This is a genomic window from Alteromonas sp. KUL150 (genome assembly GCF_009811475.1).
GTDB lineage: Bacteria > Pseudomonadota > Gammaproteobacteria > Enterobacterales > Alteromonadaceae > Alteromonas > Alteromonas gracilis.
In genome coordinates, this window is the sequence record NZ_BLIJ01000045.1 from 106,290 (window position 1) to 128,727 (window position 22,438).

20 protein-coding genes are annotated in these 22,438 nt (G+C 44.5%); 16 read left to right on the plus strand and 4 right to left on the minus strand.

Annotation, left to right across the window (positions count from 1 at the left end; translation table 11 throughout):
• Positions 1-208: 208 nt before the first annotated feature.
• Positions 209-1,129: a WYL domain-containing protein gene (locus tag GVO62_RS11060; RefSeq protein WP_108568722.1), complete on the plus strand. Its 921-nt coding sequence runs from the start codon at positions 209-211 to the stop codon at positions 1,127-1,129.
• Between the two features lie 632 nt (positions 1,130-1,761).
• Here the strand turns inward: GVO62_RS11060 and GVO62_RS11065 are convergent.
• The gene (locus tag GVO62_RS11065) at positions 1,762-2,508 is read right to left on the minus strand and encodes an integron integrase (RefSeq protein ID WP_159119295.1); all 747 of its coding nucleotides are present in this window, start codon (positions 2,506-2,508) and stop codon (positions 1,762-1,764) included.
• A 396-nt stretch (positions 2,509-2,904) separates the two neighbouring features.
• Here GVO62_RS11065 and GVO62_RS11070 point away from each other — a divergent pair, with 396 nt between their 5' ends.
• On the plus strand, positions 2,905-3,102 hold the full coding sequence (locus GVO62_RS11070) for a hypothetical protein (RefSeq protein WP_159119296.1): 198 nt from the start codon (positions 2,905-2,907) through the stop codon (positions 3,100-3,102).
• A gap of 75 nt (positions 3,103-3,177) precedes the next feature.
• Here GVO62_RS11070 and GVO62_RS11075 read toward each other — a convergent pair whose 3' ends face one another.
• Positions 3,178-3,741 (minus strand): hypothetical protein, encoded by a 564-nt coding sequence (locus GVO62_RS11075; RefSeq protein ID WP_236547132.1) that lies wholly within the window; start codon positions 3,739-3,741, stop codon positions 3,178-3,180.
• Between the two features lie 598 nt (positions 3,742-4,339).
• On the opposite strand from GVO62_RS11075, the gene GVO62_RS11080 reads away from it, so the two are divergent.
• From GVO62_RS11080 to GVO62_RS11100, 5 genes are all read left to right on the plus strand, one after another.
• Entirely contained in the window at positions 4,340-4,999 is a 660-nt protein-coding gene (locus tag GVO62_RS11080; protein ID WP_159119298.1) for a formylglycine-generating enzyme family protein, read from the plus strand.
• A 40-nt stretch (positions 5,000-5,039) separates the two neighbouring features.
• Positions 5,040-6,080, plus strand: coding sequence for a helix-turn-helix domain-containing protein (locus GVO62_RS11085; RefSeq protein WP_159119299.1), 1,041 nt, complete (start codon positions 5,040-5,042; stop codon positions 6,078-6,080).
• Between the two features lie 68 nt (positions 6,081-6,148).
• Complete coding sequence (locus GVO62_RS11090; protein ID WP_159119300.1) at positions 6,149-7,591, plus strand: amidohydrolase family protein; 1,443 nt, start codon at positions 6,149-6,151, stop codon at positions 7,589-7,591.
• A gap of 47 nt (positions 7,592-7,638) precedes the next feature.
• The gene (locus tag GVO62_RS11095; protein ID WP_159119301.1) at positions 7,639-7,935 is read left to right on the plus strand and encodes a hypothetical protein; all 297 of its coding nucleotides are present in this window, start codon (positions 7,639-7,641) and stop codon (positions 7,933-7,935) included.
• A gap of 89 nt (positions 7,936-8,024) precedes the next feature.
• The gene (locus GVO62_RS11100) at positions 8,025-9,524 is read left to right on the plus strand and encodes a winged helix-turn-helix domain-containing protein (protein ID WP_159119302.1); all 1,500 of its coding nucleotides are present in this window, start codon (positions 8,025-8,027) and stop codon (positions 9,522-9,524) included.
• A gap of 1,001 nt (positions 9,525-10,525) precedes the next feature.
• Here the strand turns inward: GVO62_RS11100 and GVO62_RS11105 are convergent.
• Positions 10,526-12,145 (minus strand): RNA polymerase sigma factor, encoded by a 1,620-nt coding sequence (locus GVO62_RS11105; RefSeq protein ID WP_159119303.1) that lies wholly within the window; start codon positions 12,143-12,145, stop codon positions 10,526-10,528.
• 212 nt (positions 12,146-12,357) lie between these two features.
• Here GVO62_RS11105 and GVO62_RS11110 point away from each other — a divergent pair, with 212 nt between their 5' ends.
• The 8 genes from GVO62_RS11110 (at position 12,358) to GVO62_RS11145 (ending at position 20,105) form a co-directional block, all read left to right on the plus strand.
• Positions 12,358-12,936: a CIA30 family protein gene (locus GVO62_RS11110; RefSeq protein WP_159119304.1), complete on the plus strand. Its 579-nt coding sequence runs from the start codon at positions 12,358-12,360 to the stop codon at positions 12,934-12,936.
• A 35-nt stretch (positions 12,937-12,971) separates the two neighbouring features.
• Positions 12,972-14,213 (plus strand): acyltransferase family protein, encoded by a 1,242-nt coding sequence (locus GVO62_RS11115; RefSeq protein WP_159119305.1) that lies wholly within the window; start codon positions 12,972-12,974, stop codon positions 14,211-14,213.
• An 8-nt stretch (positions 14,214-14,221) separates the two neighbouring features.
• Positions 14,222-15,202, plus strand: coding sequence for an alpha/beta hydrolase (locus GVO62_RS11120; RefSeq protein ID WP_159119306.1), 981 nt, complete (start codon positions 14,222-14,224; stop codon positions 15,200-15,202).
• Between the two features lie 653 nt (positions 15,203-15,855).
• Positions 15,856-16,011, plus strand: coding sequence for a hypothetical protein (locus tag GVO62_RS11125; protein WP_159119307.1), 156 nt, complete (start codon positions 15,856-15,858; stop codon positions 16,009-16,011).
• Between the two features lie 206 nt (positions 16,012-16,217).
• Positions 16,218-17,705 carry an amidohydrolase family protein gene (locus tag GVO62_RS11130; protein ID WP_159119308.1) on the plus strand — a complete coding sequence of 496 codons (1,488 nt, stop codon included), beginning with the start codon at positions 16,218-16,220 and terminating at the stop codon, positions 17,703-17,705.
• Between the two features lie 3 nt (positions 17,706-17,708).
• Positions 17,709-18,569: a S1 family peptidase gene (locus tag GVO62_RS11135; RefSeq protein WP_159119309.1), complete on the plus strand. Its 861-nt coding sequence runs from the start codon at positions 17,709-17,711 to the stop codon at positions 18,567-18,569.
• Positions 18,569-19,609: a serine hydrolase domain-containing protein gene (locus GVO62_RS11140; RefSeq protein ID WP_236547133.1), complete on the plus strand. Its 1,041-nt coding sequence runs from the start codon at positions 18,569-18,571 to the stop codon at positions 19,607-19,609. The genes GVO62_RS11135 and GVO62_RS11140 overlap by 1 nt, the downstream gene beginning before the upstream one ends.
• A gap of 34 nt (positions 19,610-19,643) precedes the next feature.
• The gene (locus GVO62_RS11145) at positions 19,644-20,105 is read left to right on the plus strand and encodes a cupin domain-containing protein (protein WP_159119310.1); all 462 of its coding nucleotides are present in this window, start codon (positions 19,644-19,646) and stop codon (positions 20,103-20,105) included.
• A 643-nt stretch (positions 20,106-20,748) separates the two neighbouring features.
• On the opposite strand, the gene GVO62_RS11150 is transcribed toward GVO62_RS11145, so the two are convergent.
• Positions 20,749-21,375 carry a class I SAM-dependent methyltransferase gene (locus GVO62_RS11150; protein ID WP_159119311.1) on the minus strand — a complete coding sequence of 209 codons (627 nt, stop codon included), beginning with the start codon at positions 21,373-21,375 and terminating at the stop codon, positions 20,749-20,751.
• Positions 21,376-21,470: 95 nt separating this feature from the next.
• On the opposite strand from GVO62_RS11150, the gene GVO62_RS11155 reads away from it, so the two are divergent.
• Positions 21,471-22,367, plus strand: coding sequence for a LysR family transcriptional regulator (locus GVO62_RS11155; RefSeq protein WP_159119312.1), 897 nt, complete (start codon positions 21,471-21,473; stop codon positions 22,365-22,367).
• Positions 22,368-22,438 lie beyond the last annotated feature (71 nt).

Consider the following 22,438-nt stretch of genomic DNA (forward strand, 5'->3'; position numbering starts at 1 on the left):
CTATATGTTAGAGACCAATTCTCCAACTATGATCAATCTTACGATCAAAAAACAACCAAGTCAATTCTTGCGTAAAGTTTTTATAAGTTAAAATGGAAACTCAATAGCATAAAATCAACAACAAAGACCGAAATCAAAATACGAAAGTAGACTCTAAGACATTAGTGAAGTAGTATTTAAGCCACATACATGACTAGATATACTGATAATGCTTACCTATAAAGACCTAAAAGAACAATATACAAATACTGCAGATCGCCTTGCATACATCGACTTTATGTTGCGCTTCACTGGTATCGTTAAACGTTCTGACATCGGTGAAATGTTCAATTTATCTGATGCGGCGGCTTCAAAAGTTCTAGCTGATTACAGTAATATTTGTAAAAGAAATATTGTGTACAACAGAAGTGTAAGAGCTAATGCTATTGTAAGAGATAGTTATGAACCTCTCATAGATTTTGACGCAGAAACAGCATTAGGCATGTTAGCTAATGGTTTCAATAAGAACAAACTCTCTCTACCGGCCAAAACTATAATCCCCTTTGAAAAAATAGGGAAAGTAACTAACAATCTCTCAACTAATTTTATTGGGAAAATTACAAGAGCAATTAAAGGTAAATACGCTATTAGTTGTGAGTACCGTTCAGAAAACAGTGATAATCATCATAGGCGAACAATCATTCCTCTTGCAATGATGCACGATGGGGTTAATTGGATGTTTAGAGGTTATCATCGAGACGACGAAAATAAGGTATTTTTTAAGAATTTCCATTTTTCAAGGGCGTTTGATGTTGTTGAGCATTTTGGAGAGAAAACATATAAAGCTCTATCCCATGAAACCTTAGATTTTGACAAAGAATGGAATTTAATCCTTCCCCTTCAGCTCCAGCTTCATACCGATAGAAGTGAATCACAAAAAGCCAGAATCAGAACTGATTTTGGTATCCCTGAAAACAAAAACGAGATGACCACATCAGTACGTTGTGCATTCCAGTGGATTATCGAAAAAGAATGGTTTATCGATAGCAGAAATGGAGAGGAAAAGTTAGAGGATAAAACTCCGAGATTTTATAAATTTAAACTCTTAAATGCTGAAATGCTGAAGCTTTTAAAATCAAGCAACATCTAAAATGAAGCACAAGTACTAAAGTATCGATAGGTTTAGATGTTTGAGCGGTTGGAGGAAAAATACTGAAATGCAGTTATTGTTAACAAAGCATAGCTGTTGAAAAAATTCCTAATGTGTACGTAAATGGTGAAGTTGACACAACGGTATCCGCAAGGCATCAAAAAATGAAAAATATTCCCTGCGATGATTTAACAAGAAAAATTGTGTACCTAGCAATAAAAGACGCCGGTAAGAAATGATCGATACTGATTCAAAACTGGCCTCTCGGTACTAGCATTGTTACGTTTAGTAGCCCATATTTGATCTAGCACTTTTAGATGTAGGTTAAGATGTCATCTGACAGGCAGCTTCAGACAAACAATGGACATTCAGGACGCACAGTTCATGATTTCGATATGTGCCAGAAGGCGACGTTGAAGAAGGCATTCTTGAATGGCAGTTACCATCCAATTGCGGTCATTGGGAAAAATCAATTTAGGCATTTTGTCATATGTTTAGACTAAAAAAATACATTCCGTTATCTGGTGTCTTATTAGACAAAACCATTGCTATTGATACTCAGCGTTAGAAAAGCGGACGGTCGTCCGCACACACTAATCAATATCAAATGGGCTTATCGCCCCTGATGAATGTTATCCAATCACATGGGTGTAAATCTGTGTTGTTCTTAGGTCGTTATGACCCAGTAATTCCTGCACGGTACGAATATCCGCGCCGGCCATAAGCAACTGTGTTGCAAAGGAATGCCTGAATGTATGAGCAGTAAAATGCTTTGTCACGTCAGACTTTCTGACAGCTAACTTCAAGGCTCTTGCCAATGCTGTACTGTGAAGGTGGTGCCGACAGTAATAACCGTCATAAGGGTGCTCACATCGAGTGGTTGATGGGAATAAATACTGCCACTTAAACTCTTTTACAGCATTCGAGTACTTTCTTGCTAGGCTTGGCGGCAAGCTCGTCATCCCGCTTCCCTCAGCAATATCTTTCATGTGGATGCCGCGTACTTTTTCTAACTGTGCTTTTAATGGTTCAATCAGCTTTTTAGGTAACATGGTAGTGCGGTCTTTACCGCCTTTTCCTCTAAACACGAATACTGTCTTAGCCTCAAAATCGATATCTTTGACACGCAATTTAAGTAACTCTGCTTTTCGCAGGCTGCTGCCATATAGCAATGAAAACATGAGTTGATATTGGGGTGTCATTAGTCCAATGATAGATAGCGCCTCTTTGTGTGAGAGTACAGTCGGCACTCTAGTAGGTGCTCTAGCTCTCACTGCATCGGGTAGAAGCGTTAACTCTTTTTCGAAGATATGCTTATACATAAACACAATGGCGCACAATGCCAAATTCTGTGTAGATGAAGTCACTTCTCGATTCACGGTGACCTATCCCCCTAAATCAAAGCCAAATTATTATTGGCGAGCGGATAATATGATTGACGTATCAATTAGTTGTTGTTGATGTAGGCTTGATTAGATGTGAGCTATATTATTTTAAGGGATAGTTAAAGCGGTATATATTTGTAATAGGAGAACCGAAAACGATTAATCATAACTTTGTGATGAGACTAGCTGAAATTTGTTGCAATATGATAAAACTTGAATTTAAGATTGACGAAAGGATTGCGCAAGATGGTGTTGCAACAACGGTTGTTGTTCCACTTGTGATATTAAGCTAATTGCAAATGGTAACTTTTTAAGTAACTTGAAGCTCATGCAGAATCTAAAAGTGGAAGAGGATTCAAGTCAACTTGCAAAAGACGCCAGGTGGGCAATATGCATGCTTCGGTCGAAACCGATCGCTCATTTCCCCGCTATGGCAAGTGGACCGCATCAGCAGCCGTACCCTCTTCAAATATGTATACGAGCTTAGTGCCAAAAGGCGACCATCAGAAACCTGCGGCTGAACGATCACTTTGTACGTCAAACGAACCTTCAGCATACTCAATAGTTAATAGCAGAAATAAGCGGTAGCAGACTTCTAGTTCTCAGCTAAAACAAAACTTTGAGTTAGCTTCATTGCCCCTCAAGTATCTGGAGTAATTTATATTAGCTACTTCTGGGTAGCTCGGTACTCCTTCGCTTTGCAGCAAGCGGACTCTTATTAACCCATCTAAACAGATACATTATAATTAGCTTGGTGACACCGCTAGTAACGGCCAAGATTAATAGCGGCCAGCCTTCTGCTAACCCCATACTTAAAGCAAATACAATCGTGGATATATCCATCATAAATATGAACTGGCTCATCTTAAGATCGACCGCTCCTGTGTTACCGGATTTATAGATGAGCCTGATTTGATGATAGTAGCCTTGAGCAATTAAAAATGAAACAACGAGTATGATGGTGGTAGATATCAATTTTCCCTCGTCAGAGATAGTTTCACCAAAGAAGAGGCCGACAAATGCGAGAATGAGGCTAATAGTCGCGACCGCAAAGCTTACTGCAGATTTTGCTGACTTTCTATCTAACAAGATTTCCATGATGATCCGTAGTACCAGCACAGACGCTATCAGTCTGGGCCAGACAATATAGTGATTAAACGGCACTATCGAGTAGCCGTATACGAAAAAAGATAAATAGGCCAAATAACTTACTGTAAGTTGGTTCAAAGACAAAAGCTCCGTAGGCCGGACGTTATCATCACTATTGGCTTTTCTTCTCCATATTGTTCTCAATTGCGAAAATACACCATATAAGCTAACGAATATAAATACTGTATTTACCGTCCCGGCAATGTTGTAAAAATCCAAACCTTCACCTCACACAATTAAAAGTTGTCGACAAATTAGCATGACAAGTCTATTAAAACCTTATTTAAACGCTTAATTCTTTCTATAATGACGACAATATGAATATTAGACTGAGAAGTTATGAGTAAGAAAAGAGTTACGCTTGTGACAGGTAGTAGCAAGTGAACCGCTACATAGCCGCCATGACGTAGGTTGTGAACAATCAACCTAAAATTGTGTGGATCTTCGCTATTAAAATATTGCTAAGTCATTATTTTTGTGAGATGTATAGAAATTATAAAATTTGTTTACACATTCTGTGAGAACCTTTTATGTACCCCCTCTATCGAAATTCCGGTTAATTAAACGGAATAAAAACAGACCCATGAATATGCTTTTTGCAATAATCCGCCATATCCCGCCCTTGCTTCTTTTCTTTGTCAGCGCTGCAGTCATCAGTAAGCCAATGGAACCGCCAATGATTTTAGTGCCGGCGGGCGAGGTGACGTTGGGGCCAACAGAATTTGAAGATACAACGCCCATGACTCTGGTCAGTCTTGATGCTTTTGGGGTGGGTAAATTTGAAGTAACACGGCTCGAATTTGCCCAGTTTATAAAAGATACCGGCTTTTCTGCACCTTCTGCGTGTTATCACGAGATTGGCTACTGGTGGTTTGAACAGGACTCAGCGGGCAGTTGGAATGATAACGGCATCAACACCAGTTTGTATGAACCCTTGTCATGCATTGGCTACGATGCCGCTGTTGCCTATACAAACTGGCTTAGCCAGAAAACCAGTAAACCCTACCGGTTGCTGTCCGAAGCTGAGTGGGAGTACCTCGGTGTCAATTTTGCCGATAACTCGGCGCCCGTATGTGAGCACGCTAATATTGCTGATCAGCGCGCTGAATCTTTTGCTCAGACCAAGTATGGCAGCTCCTATATCAACCTTATCGGCATAGAGGACTGCGATGATCACGCCGGTACCGTTAGCATGGTCGTGCAGTACCAGCCTAATGTACTGGGTGACGAGTACGGCTTTATTTTCTCAGCTAATGCTGGCGAACAGACACTGACGCTGACTACCGGTGATGCTGGCTGGCAGTTAGATGAGTTAGTCTTTACTGAAGTGCAATAGCGCCACCTGACTGCCTGATACAAAAAAAGGAAAATAGAACGTGGTTTTGACAGAAGTGCCCTTACTCCCGGTAAACATTATTCAGATCCTGTCTGTCTTTACGTGTTTGCTGGCCGTTGCCATGCTACATGGTGAAAAACGCTATACCGGTGTTGTCTTAGCATTTTCTGTCCACGCACTGGTGATGCTGTTTAACCTCCTCGAAGAGTTGCGACTCACTACAAATCTTATATTGGTAACGCCAGCACTATCGCTGACCAGCGGACCGGCGCTCTATTTATTTATCCGGATCCTGCTCAAGCCCGATCGTCCTATGAGCATGTCGGATATCTGGCATTTCTCTCTGGCCTGTATCGCGTTGTTCTTTACTCACCACATTACCGTGGTATTGGCAGTCGGCGCACTCAGTCAGCTTACCTATCTGGCCGTTTCACTTCATATGCTCATCCGGTATAAGCGCGCTATTCAGGAACGGCGCTCCGATCCTGAACGACTTGAACTCAGCTGGCTCTTCCGATTGTTGTTTATACTTTCTTTTATAATCGTCGCCGAGGTTATCAGAGTTAACCTGCAGCCCTACCTGCCCTACCAAATAAGAAACCAGTGGTATTTTACCGATCAGGTTGTCTTGCTATTACTGTTAACCGGTTTGATTGTTGGCTTGGTCAGACAATCTGAAGTGTTCTCAGGCTTGAGTGAGTTTGAGCAAAACGAAAAAGCCCCAGCTCACGATTCCCATGATCAGGCGCAAAGCATTTTTTCTGAGCTTGATGACACCATCAAGCAGACCCAACTGTTTCGGACTCCCCGACTGGCGTTGCAGGATCTTGCTAACCACACGGGTCTGTCTGTAAAGGACATCTCCTGGGCCATTAACCAGGGAGGAAGAATGAGCTTTGCCGATTACATCAACGGCCTTCGCATCAACGAGGTTATTCAGGGTGCCCAGGCGTCTGACCGCAGAGCTTTACTGGATATTGCCCTGGATGCAGGCTTCAGTTCCAAATCGTCGTTTAACGCAGCCTTCAAAAAGCACACTGGTTTATCCCCAACGCAATACTTAAAAGGACCAGAATCATGATTCTGGTCGCAGAAATAACCGGTTTTGCTAGGTTACAGGTATCCGCGAAGATAACCTAAGCAATTACTATGAAACGTCAACATCTTCATTTTGCCAGACCAAACTGGCTGGGCAAACTAATGCTTTTTATCTGTCTTTTGGCAGTGACGGTAATGGCGCTATGGAGCTTTCAGACCTTTGAAAGTGGTACAACGTCACTTAACCGCGCCCATTCTAATAGTTTTGTATTACGTCACGTCAATGTGCTGACGATGCGCGATGCCAACATACTTGAAAACCAAACCATAGTGGTTCAAAACGGCAAAATAACCAACATTGCTCCTGACGCAGCAACTTTTCCAGATGATCTTCAGGTTATAGATGGAGACGGACAGTATGTTATGCCGGGCCTGATAGATTTACACGTTCACATCTTGGACCGGAGCTACGCAAAATCCGCGCTGGCTGCGGGCGTCACCACAGTCAGAAATATGGGTGGTTTTCCTTATCATCTCAAATGGCAAAAAGAGCTCGAAAGCAGAAAGTGGTTTGGTGCCCGCCTTATCACGTCTTCCCCGATTATGAATAGCGTGGCACAAGGCGACCCCTTATCTCACTTTATGGTTGACAACCCAATGGTTGCACGCAAAGCAGTGCGTGATTTCATCCGCGAAGGCTATGATTTTATCAAGGTTTATGAAGGGCTTAATGCCGCTGTTTACCAGGCCATACTCGATGAAGCAAATAAGCTTGGCGTGGCGGTAGCAGGACACCCCTCTTATGCATTGATGGCCAGTTCACCGGAGCTACATGCTTCATTGCGAACGTTTGAGCACACCGAAGAGATATACGATGGTTTTTTGCATCAAAAACACGACCTTGAGGGAGCGCTTGCTGCTGCTCGATTTCTGTCTGAATACACAATTACGTTGGTTCCTACGCTGGCAGTGAACCGGGAATTAACCCGACTGAGCAATGAAAAGCAGGGCTACTTAGCTGAAGTAGACCTTAATGGTATGAATCCTTTTGTCCGAACTATTTATGAGCAAACCTCATTTAAACGCTGGCTGAACGCCTCATCGGAACTGGCACAATACAATCTTAAAACCGATGCCTATTTTCATGAGCTGACCCGACTGATGCACGAACAGGGGGTTGAGTTAGGACTAGGTTCTGATGCCGGTGCTTTGACCGGGCTACCGGGTCCTGCTTCCGTTGACGAGTTATTATTGATGGCCGAAGCAGGCATAGATCATTTTAGCATTCTTCAGGCAGCCACCACGCAGGCCGCCAAAGTCCTCTTTCTGGACAATCAGCTTGGTCAGTTAGCCCCTCACTATCAGGCCGACATGCTCGTGCTAAAAGAGAACCCACTTATTTCATTGACCACACTTCGCCAACCTGAAATGGTGATCCAGCAAGGCCGCATCTTTGATCGCTCCGATTTGAAAACGCTCAGCAAAGAGGCGCATGAACACTCCGGGTGGCTGTTGAGCATTTTGCGCCATCTGGATTATCTGGTGTTTGGCTAGCGCCGTATTTCACGGCTAAATCTTTCATCATCTACTAGAAAAAATTGATGTTATATACACTAAAAAATACGCTACTTTCGGGCACCGCATTGTCTCTTTTTACCGGTTGTACATCGTCAGATATCAACAGAAACTCTCTCGATACAACCATTCGTGAATACCATGCAAGCGTAATCGCAGCTGCGCCAGTAAAACTCAAATCAGATATTCCGGAAGGGGCTCGAAAGCAAACAAGAAAAAGTGTCAGCAGTCGTCAGCTAAGTCGCGCACGAGCTGGTGAACGTTCATCTCTGGCGCCTGCAACACAAAGAGCGCCCTGCTCGTCGCCAGAAAATCAACGCTGATGTAGTACTGCACTCGTCTGTTGCGCTATTATTGCGTCAACCTCTGAGCTCGGAAAGCCCGGGCAACACAGTTTTTCTGGAGCCTGACATTGCCATCGTTATACACACACTTTAGCCCTGATACCGGCGAGGTGACAATTGGTGAAACAACCAAAACATTGCGCCCCAAAACATTTCAGTTGGCGCAATACCTTGCCAGTCATACCAACGAAGTCGTCAGTAAGGAAGCACTTCTCAGTGCCATCTGGTCTGATAGCGTAGTGGAAGATCAGGCAGTGTTTCAATCGGTGAACGAAATCAGAAAAGCATTTGCTCCCCATCAGGTTATTCGGACGTACCCTCGCCGCGGTTATGTCTGGCTGATTGATTGCCCAGCACCTTCCGTTGAACAGGAAGTATCATCAGACGATGTAAAAAGCGCTCCAGATGTAGTTGAAAAAGCACAGGCAATGAAGTGGCGACTTCCAAAGGCTATCTTGTTTCTCGTGGCAATAGCTGTCGTGCTTGTTACTTTATTGTCATCGCAAAATGGCGCTGGCGACAGAGTTGATGATCTTGAAGTTGCCCACCATGCCCTGCTGGTATTGCCATTTGACACCAGTCACCTTGATGCACAGATGCGCTGGCTGCGATTCGGCGCAATGGACGCGGTCATTCGACAGTTTCACAACCAAACCGACCTGACCGTTTTTCAGCCCGATGACACCCTTGATATCCTGACCAGAAAGCAACCGGGACAGAATTCTGCTGATGACCTGTTCGGTGTATCCGGAGCCTCATTGATCATTGATGGAAAATTCAGTGGCGTTCCTGGTGAATATACCCTTACTTATATAATATTTGAGCGTCAGAGCCGGCAACACGGCGTACTGCATGGCAAAACCACCGACCAGTTACTCACAGGTTTAGTCGCCGAATTGCAGTCCAGATTCAAACTATCGCCCTCACAGCGCGATATTTCTTTTGAAACGCAGTTTAACAACACGCTGATGTTCAACGCGATGCAATTGATGGCTGCTGGCGACATAGTATCCGCTGCTTCGTTTCTCCAAAGCGCTATTATTGCAATGCCAGAACAGCCCGACGCCTACTATTGGCTTGCTAGAGCCCGTCTTCTTGAAGGGAACATTGACGAGGCTTTAGCATCGGTGAATCGCATGTTATCGCTGGACAACACTCACCGTAGCGATGCACTTTTCTCCAGAGCCCTCTATTTGAAAGCCTCTGCACTACTGGCTTTACAGGATGCGAACGCTTATGCCGCACTCAATGATGCCTTTAATAGCGCCCGTGAAAATGAAGACTGGTTATATGTCGCCTATTCCAATTCAATGCTTGGCCACTATTACCTGTCGGTAGGTAATGCTGAGCAGGCGAAATCGCATTTTTCCAATGCAATGACGTATCAGCAAATGCTGAACTGCCCGCTGGGGGTGACACAGGGATACCTAGATTGGGCAGATTATTACCTTGCAACAGGAAATACCGTTCAGGCCCGGTTGAGTCTTAGCAAGGCAGAAGAACTAATACAAAACAAAGGACTATCAAAAGCGTTGCCGTTACTAAAACAAAAGCAACAGAAGCTTTGAAGCGTTTATAGGGAATTTATGGGGTAATAAAAGGCGACCGCTAAGCTTTCGGCTCCTCTTTTCTGCAAGATGGTCGGACGTGCTCATTCAATACCCAGTTTAAGTACAGGAACGACTAATAAAGCCCCTTTTACGACTGCTAGTACCATTCGTCATAAAATACCCCGTGACACTCATGCTCAGGTGGCCCCAGTAACTTATTCTGATGAAGCCACCGCGTTTGTCCACGCCAATATCATCACCATGCAAACCGAGGAGCCTGTGAGAGATGCTATACTTCTGAGCCGTAACGGCAGGATCGACGCCATCATTCCCGGCAGCCATTAGGTAAACGCGCGCTATGAGCAGATATTTCTGAAAGGCGCATGGGTCTTATCTGGGCTAGTTGATATCCATATTTACCTGAATCAATCAGGTTCAGCCTTTGCCAGACCCGATATCATTGATGCAACCAGAGTGACAGGTTATTAGTAGGAACAACGGTGGCTGAAGGAAAATCCGCTAGAAATCCTGTCCAGCTACACCTGGGCCTGTGTCACCACCGTTGTCGATCAGGGCAGCCCGTCAGGATGGCTTGATTACTATGGGTGGCTAATGGAGTCACCCGATGTGCCCACCATCTTTTCGGCCGACAAGTTAACAAGCACAATGCCGGTTCCCGCATTAAATGATTCAGGCCCTTATTTTGCTAGCAATGTCAACGGATGAAGCGCTGGCAACCGTTGCAATGCTCGCACAGTATATGACGAGCCAACGATTTCTTCAGCCGGATATTGCAGAACGGCTACCAGAGGTTTGCAAAAAAATAAGCTATTTTGCGCCGTACAAACAGAAAGAAACCGTACAAAGAGCGTACTAGCGCGCTCAACCGACAAGTGTCCTAACGGCATTAATGTTTATCTAATTCCCAGTGCAAGCGAGGTTGAAGCCCCCTTGATAGCACCGGAGGCACTCAGACCAATACTTACTAAACCTAATTGTTGCACCACCATCAAACTCTGTTAAAGGCGCTGATCTCTTTTCATTCTTTTTCTGACGTTATGCGAGTGCCAGGCCGCTGGCACGATAACCATGATCGCCATCGCTGCCAATGCCCATTGATAAGTTTGCGAAAACAGCGTTAATGCGCTGATTTGGGCGGCGAGTTCATTGTTTGCCTGTTCAGCGAGGGCAATGGAACCGACTGCAGCGTCCTTAGCTATCGAAAACCCGCCGCTAAAGGCACTTTCCCAACCGAGAGACGACAGCGAAGAATAGGCTTTATACCCTGCAGCGGAGGCACCAAACGCAAATAGTCCAATTGCGACAGTGCCTGCACTTAGCATGCCCAAACCTACCGCGCCCACGGTGACGAAGCCAACAGAGAAAATACCCACGCTGATAGGTGCGACAGCAATACCTCCCCAGGCGAACAACAGTCCATAGGCATAATTTCCGCCCGCGACCCAACCATAAGCAGGTTTGTCACCCTGTTCAGGCATACCAAATTGGAAATGAAAAAGTGGCACACCGAATAAACGCATTTTGCTGCGATATTCTCGCTGACTGGGGTTCTGCTGTTCAGTATCGTTGATAAAGGCTTCCGGGTGGAAGATGCGCTCCTGAGCCCTGAGAGTCTGCAATCCTCTAATCATGTAACGCACCATGAACAGGTAAGAGAGTACAAATATCCCGACCAGAGCCTGAGAGAGCCAGGCAAATGGCTTGGCAAACTGTTCGTTAGAAAGCGCCAGGTATTTGAGTCCAAACATACCCGCCACAAATACAACTGCAACCAGAAGGAACGATACCACCAGAGCGATGACGAATTTGCGCTCACGTTCAGTACGGGATTGGTCCAGTCCTGCACGTAGTCCAAAAAAGGAGCTGATAAACCCTGAACTCGCTGCGATTAGAGGAAGCAGTGTTGCCAGCTTGAATAATGAGCCTGCGTTCGCCGCCCCTGCGCCAAACGCTGCTGCTTTTGCGGGAGGAGAAATACCACCGATAGCAGACAATACAGCGGTGGTGAATGCGATGCCGGGTTTTGAATTTTTGAGTGCATCTTCGACAAAGGCCGACATTGCACTTTTGAGCAGTTTCCTGCCACGGGAAAGGCGCTGTTTGGTCGTATCAACAGTCAGATCAAGCTCGGCGGCAACCCGCTCTACTGATTGTTGTTCTCGGTAAAACAGAATGAGTGGTTCGCGATAAGTGGAATCCATTTTATCCAGTACCTCCCACATCAGCGCTTCATGCTGCCGTTGAATCGCCTCGCTATCCATATTGCATTCGGCGTTTTCTGGTAGCAATTGTTCTTCTATCTGCTCAGCTTGTCTGCCTGGATTATTTGCTTCCTTACGACGGTGGTGACTGACTTTAAAGCGCAATATTCCGCAAAGCCAGGCTTTGAGTTTTTCAGGGTCGCGGAGGGTATCAAGCTCCTTCCAGGCTACGATAAAGGCTTCCTGGGCAATATCCTCACTCAGCTTGATATCTCCCACTGACGAATACGCCAGTGAGCACAGTAATGTTTGATAACGCGTGACAATCTCACAGAACGCATCGCGGTCACCGCCGAGTGAATGCATCACTAAGGTTGCGTCATTGGCATCAATGACAGAGTGTCGTTTTTTAAACATAGCTTGGCTTCATTGTTTAACTCTCTCTAACAAGTGCCGCAGTGCCAATAAAAGGTGACACATTTATTCAGGTTTTTCTATGTCGAAATTTTTTTTTACTTTTTTTGTCACCTTTGTGGCGCTTCTCGTCACTTAACTATCGAACCGTTTATTTCACTGCTACACGGTAGCAACAAATTAATTGAGACGAGAGAATAATGATGAAAAAGACAATGACGAGATTAATCCAGTCACTTACGTTGACTACTTTGCTGGCCGCGTCTGGTTGCGCTCTGGCTGAGTCGTTAGCGCCGATGATTGACGATTTCACTGATGCCACTGACAACAATCTTGGGCAACCGAGACAGTTTATGAATGATACCTTATCCGGCGGTCACACAACCACGCAGCAAGCAATAGAAAATGGCGTACTGCAAATGACCGGTGACATCGTTCCACCCCGAGGACAGCCTGGCTGGGCGAGTTCTGTGTTACCGCTAGGCCCAATGGGAATGCCTCAGGATGCTAGTCAGTATCAAGGTGTTCGTCTGATGGTCAGGATAAATCATGGCAACCTCACCTTGTCAGCCAATAGCACAGAAATCACCAATTTCGATTATCACGCTGCACCAGTGTTTGTTACTGCTGACGGCCAGTTTCACGAAGTGAAAATTCCCTTCGAGAGCATGAAGCGCGGCTGGTCTGAACAGGTGCAACTGAATACCAATACACTGAATAGCTTAAGCATTGTGGCTTATAGCCTGCAGCAAGACAGCTTTGATTTTGAAGTCGACGAAGTCAGCTTCTATTAAGTGAGATGGCAGCTAATCAAAGAGGAGTGCAGACTATGACCTTACAGGCTCAACAAAGACTGGATTATCTCGATGCAGTGCGGGGATTTGCCTTGATACTGGGGATTATTTTCCACGCCAGCTTATCTTTTATGCCGGTCTTCATAGGCTGGGCTGTGATGGATATCTCTACCAGCAATGTGGTGTCCATATTTGTTCTGATCAGCCACTCATTCCGCATGGAAGTGTTTTTCTTGATTGCTGGCTTTTTCAGTCATATGACGTTTCATCGGCGGGGAATGCAAGCCTTTATCCAGTCCAGATTGGTGAGGATTGCTATCCCGTTCCTGCTCGGGTGGTTTTTGCTAAGACCGCTTTTGGTCTCAGGTTGGATAATGGGTGGCGAGAGTATGCGCGGTGAGGTCGACACCCTTGCTGGGTTGACGCAAGCATTCGCTTTGCTCAAAGACGATACAACTAACTGGTTTGTAGGTACTCATTTATGGTTTTTGTATTATCTAATCATGGTAGCAATCAGTGTCGTGGTGGTGAGGCAAGTGATTTTTATTAACACCACCCTAGCCAATAAGATGTCGCGCTTTGTCGACAAGGTTGTGCAGCATATCGCTGCAACGCGCCTAGTATGTGTTGCCGTGATTGCTGTCATCGCATTGTGTCTGTGGTACATGGAAAACTGGGGCATGGACACACCAGATAAGTCATTGCTTCCGCATGTACCTGTAGTTTTGGTGTATGGTGGTTTTTTCCTGTTTGGCTGGCTGCTGCATCGACAGCCACAACAGTTGGATCGGTTTGCAAAATTGTCGTGGGCAAAATCCGTGACGTGTGTTGGAACTATCGTGCTATGTACGGTGTTGTCGCCATATGCAATGCAGCAGGGACATCCCCAGTATGTGTGGTTAAAGTTGGCTTTTGTAACCAGCTATGCTGTGATGATGTGGCTACTAGTGTCGATTTTTATAGGTGTCTGTCAGCGATTATTCAGTCGAAACAATAGTGTGATACGCTACATTGCAGATTCCTCTTACTGGCTTTATCTAGTCCATCTGCCCATTGTCATTTGGCTACAGGTTGCACTGGCAGAATTACCGTTGCACTGGTCATTAAAGCTCATTGCGATTTGCACATTGACCATTGGAATGTCTCTGCTTATCTATGATTTGCTTATACGTCCAACCATAGTGGGTAACGTGCTGAATGGCAATCGTCGCCGCAGTGTTATAGTGAGTCGACTGTTGGCGAAAGCCGCGTCTGAACGTCATAGTGCAAAAGGGTAAGAAACCTAGTGACACAAATAAAAATAAAGATTTTAAAATTAATTGTAGCGTTATTTATTGCTGTTGGCCTTAGCGGATGCGCAGCATTGGTCACAAAATACATTCAAAACGCAGGCAGTTTTAATTACGCTAGTATCACTGCTGACAGCGACATCGAAGGCCTAGGATTTAAAAAAGGTAAATTGTGCAGCGCAGATCCCAATTCCCTCTGCATCAGTTATTTCTCCGGTAAAGCCATAAGTAATAAAAAGCTACAATACACGACAGAATTAACAGATGGCATGTCTTCCACCACCGTTTCACTGAACTTATCCCGGGAATCTGTTCCACCAAACCTGAGTGGCACTGTAGTGCTAATCCACGGTTTTAGAGCATCTAAAGAATTTATGCTTAATTCTGCGTTGTATTTCAGGTTTCTGGGTTTTGATGTGCTGGTGCCAGATTTGTTAGGTCACGGCGAATCCGGCGGACGAAAAGCCTATGGCGTCAACGACAGGTACATGTTCAATGCATTAATAACTGCTGAACACGCTTCGGGGAAACACTTGTATTTAGTCGGAAACTCAATGGGAGCTGTCTCAGCAGTATATCTGACAGCGATGCGACCAGATATTGACGGCATTATTCTTCAAGCACCAATGCTCAAATTTGATGAAGCCGTATTGCGTTATATGCGCACTAGTTTTCCTTTCTTGCAAAGATTCATAGGCGATGACGACATAGCTAACGCGGCAATGCGCGCATTGATGGACGCCAATATAGAACTTGAGGAAACCGATATCGGCGAACAGTTATCTTCGTCTGCTGTCCCAGTATTACTCTTCGCCTCCTCTGACGACCCTGTGGCACCTTACGACAAGTTTGCGCATCTAAACGCCGAAAATATATCAGTGATTGATTTACCGGGAAGAAACCATCCCAGTATGAGTTTGGTAGGGAATGAAAGCAGTACAATCATCGTCAATTGGCTCAGTAAACTAGCAAACTGAGCTGTAACGAAGAAACGCGTTTAAATTCGGATGCTAAGAGCAATAAAGGCTCATTATAATTTTTGATGGTGTTTTGTAGTGGGTAACAACAGTTCAAGATATAGATGACGTTAATCTACTAGGCATTTCTCTTCATCAAATTGACAGGAGAAAGAGCTAAAATTTGTTCTATCAGTAAGCGGTAACTGGAGAGTAACTTTTGAATTCAAGGATGATAATGCTTACATCTTGCATTACGAGGATACGGGTGTGCTTGATTTGATTTCATGGAAATCCTACCCTATTTATTATTATGCGGCGTTAAGTAAGTTAGGCAGCTCTAAAATCTATTTCGTGTAAAACGCATATTTTTATGTGTCGGTCGAACTCAAACCGTAAACCGGACCTTCAACGACAATGATTCGAGCGGCGGCTTTTGTTAAAAGCAAATCGCCAAGCGATAAGCACCGAATTTCTGGATATCGCTCGTAACGGACTAAAGCCTTCCAATTTTCTATGACCGCTTTCGAGCCCAAAGCACCAATTCAAGAAGGGTCCCAGCGACGCTCCGAAATTGGCAATAAGCTCCCATACAATTTTGAACGGCGAACGACGGTTTATGCTGCAGGCACTAACGATATCAGAGCAACTGATGTCATGGCCGTTTTTAGGCCATGACAACCGGCCTTTACTCACGCGCGCTCTATCTTAAGGGCACTACCTTGCTGATGCTGCAATGCCCGATGGGCATTGTTCAGAGTCATTTAGATTTTGTTGATTATTATCTGGCAACTAAGCAGCACGCTGCGGCTAACTGGAGCTTCCAATAAGCGAAGCGGTTGGTAGAAGAAAAACATCTGGTTAAAGGAAACCCCTTCATTACCGTTTACACCAAAAAATTAGCATCAATGTAGTAGATATAATTCAATAACTAAACAGCTTATAGCGACATTATAGCCAGATTATAAGGTGTTTGGCGCAGCATGTTGCACACTGATATTTAATTAGTTTGAAACACCTGCGGAGTATCAACAACATGAGAAAAGTATTAACCCTGGGCTTCATTTCACTGGCGTTGCTTAACGTCGATGCGATTGCGGCGCAAACATTAAATCCAATTAACTATGCCAGCGGGCAGATAGCTTATACCAACAGCAACATCGTTGTTGACGCTGTTAAAGCGCCTGCTGTCAAAGGCTCATTATTGGTCGAAAATGGCAAAATCACGCAGATTTTACCGCCAGAGACGCAAATACCTGCGGGCTATCAACAGGTGAATCTGAACAATCGTTATGTTGTACCGGGTTTTATCGATGCTCATATTCATCTGGCGCAATCGGCATCCGCCTATACCCGGCCGGATATTATTGACGCAACCAAAATACAGTCATATCAGTTAGATCAGGCTTGGCTGAACCAACACAGACAGAATTTACTGTCTGACTACCTTAAAGTTGGCATTACCGCTGTCGTCGATTTGGGTGGCCCGTCTGGCAAGCTGAAACACTATGCCGATGCTGCAAAATTACAGCCATCACCTGACATTTATGCTGCGGCAGAGCTTATCTCAACCGCAGCCGTGCCTGAGCTTGAACACGAAGGCCATACCTTTTTAGCGGTAAGCTCGGCAAAGGAGGCATTAGCCGCCGTTAAAATGCAGGTGGGATTACCAATACAGGTGGTTAAATTTGTATGGACGGATGAGGCCGGACACAGCCCTGAGCAACTGTTTACGATTTATGCTAATGCCATGCAATATGCCCGCAAGGCAGGCAAAATAGTCGCAGTGCATGTTGAAGATCTCGCCTACGCCAAAATGGCGATAAAAGCTCACGCCAATATTCTGGTGCATGGTGTTATGACCGCGCCCGTTGATGACGAGTTTATTGCCTTGGCGAAACAGCATCAGGTGGTGTACTTACCAACGCTAACCGCTTACAACCATTACCGTGATATCTTTAAGCAGCAACTTAGCTTTAGCGTACAGGAGCTCGCGCTGACCGACCACACTATTATCGAGTCATTTGAACAGCTAAAGCTACGGCACGCTGACACTGCGCCAATGTTTCAGATGCTGACAAAGTATCTACCCTATGTTGATGATATACAGGCTCAATCTACTCTGAAGCCGCAAGAACAGGCGATTGTTGCCCAATTAAGCCAGCTGTTCTCCGAGCAGATTGCACTGTATCAGCAGCAAAATTTACGACGCGTTTTAGAGGCCGGCGTTGCTGTCGCTATTGGCACGGATGCCGGAAACCCCGGAACTGTGCATGGTAGCGCTATGTTAGGAGAAGCACAAGCCTGGTTGGATGCGGGTATTTCCATTCAACAGGTAATACACGCCATGACTCAGGGCAACGCCAGGGCCTATCATATCGACCAATCTCTGGGCTCGCTGACTAGCGGTAAAGATGCCACCTTTAGTGTTTATGATACCAACCCTGTTAGCGATAGCTTTACCACTATGGCGCCTAATTTGGTGGTGGTTCGTGGAAATATTGCACTGACTAACGAGGAGTAGAATATGCGTTTTAAAGCTGGTATCAGCCTGTTGTTAGCAGGCATTGCATTACAAGCTCAGGCTATTGTTATCCGCCACGATGTCGATGACGCACTATATCATGCAACACAGGCGGATTTCCCACCATTGGTGACCTTATATAAAGTGGGTGCACATGGCACTTTGATCGACCCGCAGTGGGTGCTGACGGCTGCGCATACGGTATTCTGCCTAACGCCCGGCGATACCGTAAAAGTAGGCGATAGCTACGCACAGATAGCCGCGCGTTACGCGCACAGAAACTATACTTTAGGCAGTGACAATGATATTGCCTTATTAAAACTCAGCACGCCGGTAACATCAGTATTACCAAGTCGGCTATATCGAAATACAGATGAAAAGGGCAAGCAGATTTGGTTTATAGGTGCCGGTGGTACCGGCAATGGTAAGCAAGGTCAGGTTGTCTCCTACAAAGCTAACAAAGGCCAGCTACGTAAAGCACAAAATACCGTTAAGTCGGTCTCAGACAATGAAATTCATTTTGTGTTTAATCAGGGCGGCAATGCTCTGCCATTAGAGGGGGTCTCGGGCAATGGTGACAGCGGTGGCCCTGCCTTTATAAAGACTGCTGATGGCTATAGCCTGCTGGGTATCAGTTCAAGGGCAGACTCTTGGTTTAAGGAATTAGGAGAGTATGGCGTAAAAGAAGTGTACTCCAGAGTGTCATTTCATGCCCCTTGGATAGATAGTGTTATGGCGGGAAATAGCGACTTTATTGCAAACTACACTACGCAAAATCGTTTTGCGCAACCCAATATTGCAGAGCGTTTAGACGAGGTGTGTAACATGATCGGCTTTGATGAAACCTCAAAAGGAAAACAATAGTGGCAGTTAAACCCAGTGTTAACATGCTCAGGCTGCTGGCGGTGCTGGTTGTCTTAGGTTCTATAAGCGCTTTTGCCCCGGTAAAGTTACTTTTTGCCTGGTTAAAACCGCTACCTAAGGATATTCCTAGTCAATTAACACAAACACTTGAGTATGGATTTGATGGCATCATTGCCTATATCGACATGAAAAACCAACCTGCCGTTACCTACACTGCAGGCTGGCACAACAGAGAATTGCGTCAACCCGCCAGGCCGGATGCACTGTTTAAAATTGCCAGTATTGGTAAGCTGTATGATGCGGTTGCCATTACCAAATTGATTGCAGCGCAAAAATTGTCACTAGATAGCACCTTAAGTGAACTGTTACCGCAATTATCAAGCACGTTAACCAATGCAGACATCATTACACTTAGAATGTTGGTGCAACATCGCAGCGGCTTGGCAAACTTTACCGACACTGCGGAATATTGGCAGAAAGGCTATCAGCTCAACGATCACCAGAGGCTAGCGCTGATATCTGGTTTACCTGCCAACTTTGCACCGGATAGCCAATATCAGTACTCCAACACTAACTACCTGCTACTGCAGCGTATCATCGAACAAGCATGCCAGTGTCGACAGTTCGATTTTATAAGTAGCACGATACTTCAGCCACTTGGCCTTAATGCAACTTTCCACTCAATTAAGGATATCGATTCAGCACGAGTGATGAGTGGTTATTACGTGGGTATTGAAGAGGATATCAAGCATGCTGACTATGGCTCTATGGTGGCGACGGCAGCGGATGTCGGTGTATTTTTACGCGCATTAAATGATGGCTCGCTGCTAAGTGAAGATGAAAAACAGATCTACAGCTTTCTTTATCAATACCAACATTCTGGACTTATTCCTGGTTACCAAAGTCTGGCGCAGTACGACCGCGGCAGCGATACCGTAATAGTGTTATTTACTAATACCACCGATTTTTCTGACGACAGCCATTGGGCAGTATTTGAACTAATGCTAAGCAGAATTAAGAAAATTGGTCATAACAACTAGCTTTAACAATAAACCAAGTAAAGAGTTAACTGCGATGAAGAATACTAAAGCGTTAAAGCAATCACCATTAAGTATTGCCGAATCATTATGCGATTATTGGTCCCCTAGAGTTATTGATCAATTTGAAGACTGTTATATTAAAGTTGCGAAGCTTAAAGGAAGTTTAACTTGGCATAGTCATGAATTTGAAGATGAAGTGTTTTTTATTTTAAAGGGATATTTAGAACTGGAACTAAAGGATGAGGTTATCCACTTAGAAACCGGCGACTCATTTGTAATTTCAGCTGGCGTTGAGCATAACCCTGTGGCAAAAGAAGAGTGTCTAGTTATGTTAATTGAAAAAAAAGCAACCCTGCATACGGGAAATATTAGTCATCCACAATCTAAATCTATTGAGGCTCAACTGAAACCAATAGTGAACAGGACCACTGAATCTTTTTGTTCTATACCATCCAATGTGAAACTAAACATTAAAATTGCTGATGCAAAAAATTAAACCAGTAATTACATGTAATTTACTGGAGCTGACCTTTCCCCTGAATTACTAACACTTCTTCAATGAGATAACTCACCGCTCATCATTGTTTTCAACAAAGCCTAATCGACCAAACTCACGCAAATCGCAAAATATCATTTAAAAGAAAACAAACCCGTAAAAATGATAATTTTGATTTTTTCTCTGTGTATTCTTTCCATCGCATTCATAAAAACCACCAAAAACTTTGTTTAAACAAATTCAAACGAATTGCTCCGGAACATTAGTTACATGAGAGGAGCGGCGGCGATTGCTACTGAACGCATAAAATTCACCCTATCTAGCTGTTTAGAATACCCATAATTAAATGAAATACATCTTCCTCCGGAGGCACAAGGTTATCTGGCATATTAACGAAAAAAAATCAATGTCAACGTCGGTGACTTTCTTGTCAGCGTTGAAGTGAGATTCTTTATACAAATCTGAAACGAGGTTTAGAAGAAAAGTTCAAGTATGATTTCCGTTTCACTACCGCTCACTTAAACTCGCTCCATCATTCTGTCAGATATATTTGCAAACCCCTGTAAATATCTCCCAATACTGAAAAAGCAAAGCAATAACAGTAATCAATATTTTGATTGATGCCACGTTCGCATTTCCTATTTTATTCGGGCTTTTTAGCAACCAAAAACAAACTATTCGCTCGACCATGAGTCCAATGTTCTTGGTCTTCAAAACCTGCACTTTGAATTTCCTTCAGTACTTCCTCAGCGTGAAGAAAGCTTACAGAGGGTGCCTTACCAAACCACTGCATCATTGGAATCACAGGGCGGAGAAACCACAATTTGTCGGACAAGCAGGCCGTACTTGATATAAATACTCCACCAGGCTTGAGCAAACGAAAAATTGTTGAAAGTGCTGTATTGCGATCCGGCACTAAGTGCAAAAGGTTTAGTGCCAACACCATATCAAAGGAAGCTTCAGCAGCTTGAAAGTCTTCCACCGAGGCTTGCACAAACTCCACATTATCAACACCTGCGCTTTTGGCCTTGCTTCGGCCAATCGCTATCATCTCTGAAGATATATCCGTTGCCACAATATGCTGAACGTACAGTGCATGCGTCAGCGCTGTCGATCCTGTCCCGCAACCAAATTCCAAAACTTTCATATTTGGCCGCATGAGCGCCTGGGTAGTAGCCAATTTTTTTTCGTAGCTTTCTGGGTCTGCGATCGCTTGCATGCTGTAACTTGAAGCTACCCGATCCCAGAAATGCGCTGAAGTCACCTTCATAATTTAATTCCTCATTGTTGAACCAAACTAATATGTAAACATACATAAACTCCATATAGAATATCTAAATATTAATACCTGACATACGTAAATAGATGAACTGGAAAAATATCGCCTTCGATTGGAATCAAGTTCGAGCCTTTCTTGCCGCAGCTGAAGAAGGGTCTTTGTCCGCAGCCGCTCGCGCTTTGAAGCAGACTCAGCCAACTCTAAGTCGACAGGTAACGAGCCTCGAAGATACATTGGGCGTAACTCTGTTTGAGCGGGGGCATCGGAATTTACAACTGACAGAAGCAGGACTCGAGTTACTTGAATATGCCCGGACTATGGCAGAAGCAGCTAACAATATTTCTCTGGCTGCCTGTGGGCAATCTCAAACCATCGAAGGGCGCGTCCGTATAACGGCAACGGAAATGTTTGCAACATATTACCTGCCATCAATGCTACGAAAACTTAGAGAGCTTGCTCCAGGTATCGTGATTGAAGTTGTTGCTTCAGATTTAGTACGCGATCTTATTCGCCGAGAAGCAGACATCGCTATCCGACATGCGCAACCTAATCAACCCGACCTGATCGCGAGGAGATTGGGCTCATTAAGAGGCAGAATTTATGCGGCAAAACGTCTGTTAGACGAAGTTGGCGTACCGCGTGAATTTGGTGACCTAGAAAACCAAGATTTTATAGGCATAGAAGACACTGAATCATTAATCGAGAACCTCGCGGGGCAGGGGCTTAATTTGAGAATTGAGCAATTTAAAGCGTTCGCTGGTAGCGGTAATTGTATGCTGCAATTAATTCGTGAAGGATTGGGCTTTGGCTTTCTACCCATGGATACCGGTAAATTGTTCAATGAGCTTGTATGCGTATTGCCGGAGCAATTTGACCCAGAAATTCCTGTTTGGCTTGTATCACATAGAGAACTTTACACTAGCCGGCGTATACGCACCGTTTTTGATTTTATTGCACAAGAGCTTCAAGGTTTGACCGAATAATATTCTTTAAAAATGAAAAAACTCTTGAAGCCAACATTGTCTAAAATTACTTTAGGTGAAGCGAGATCCAT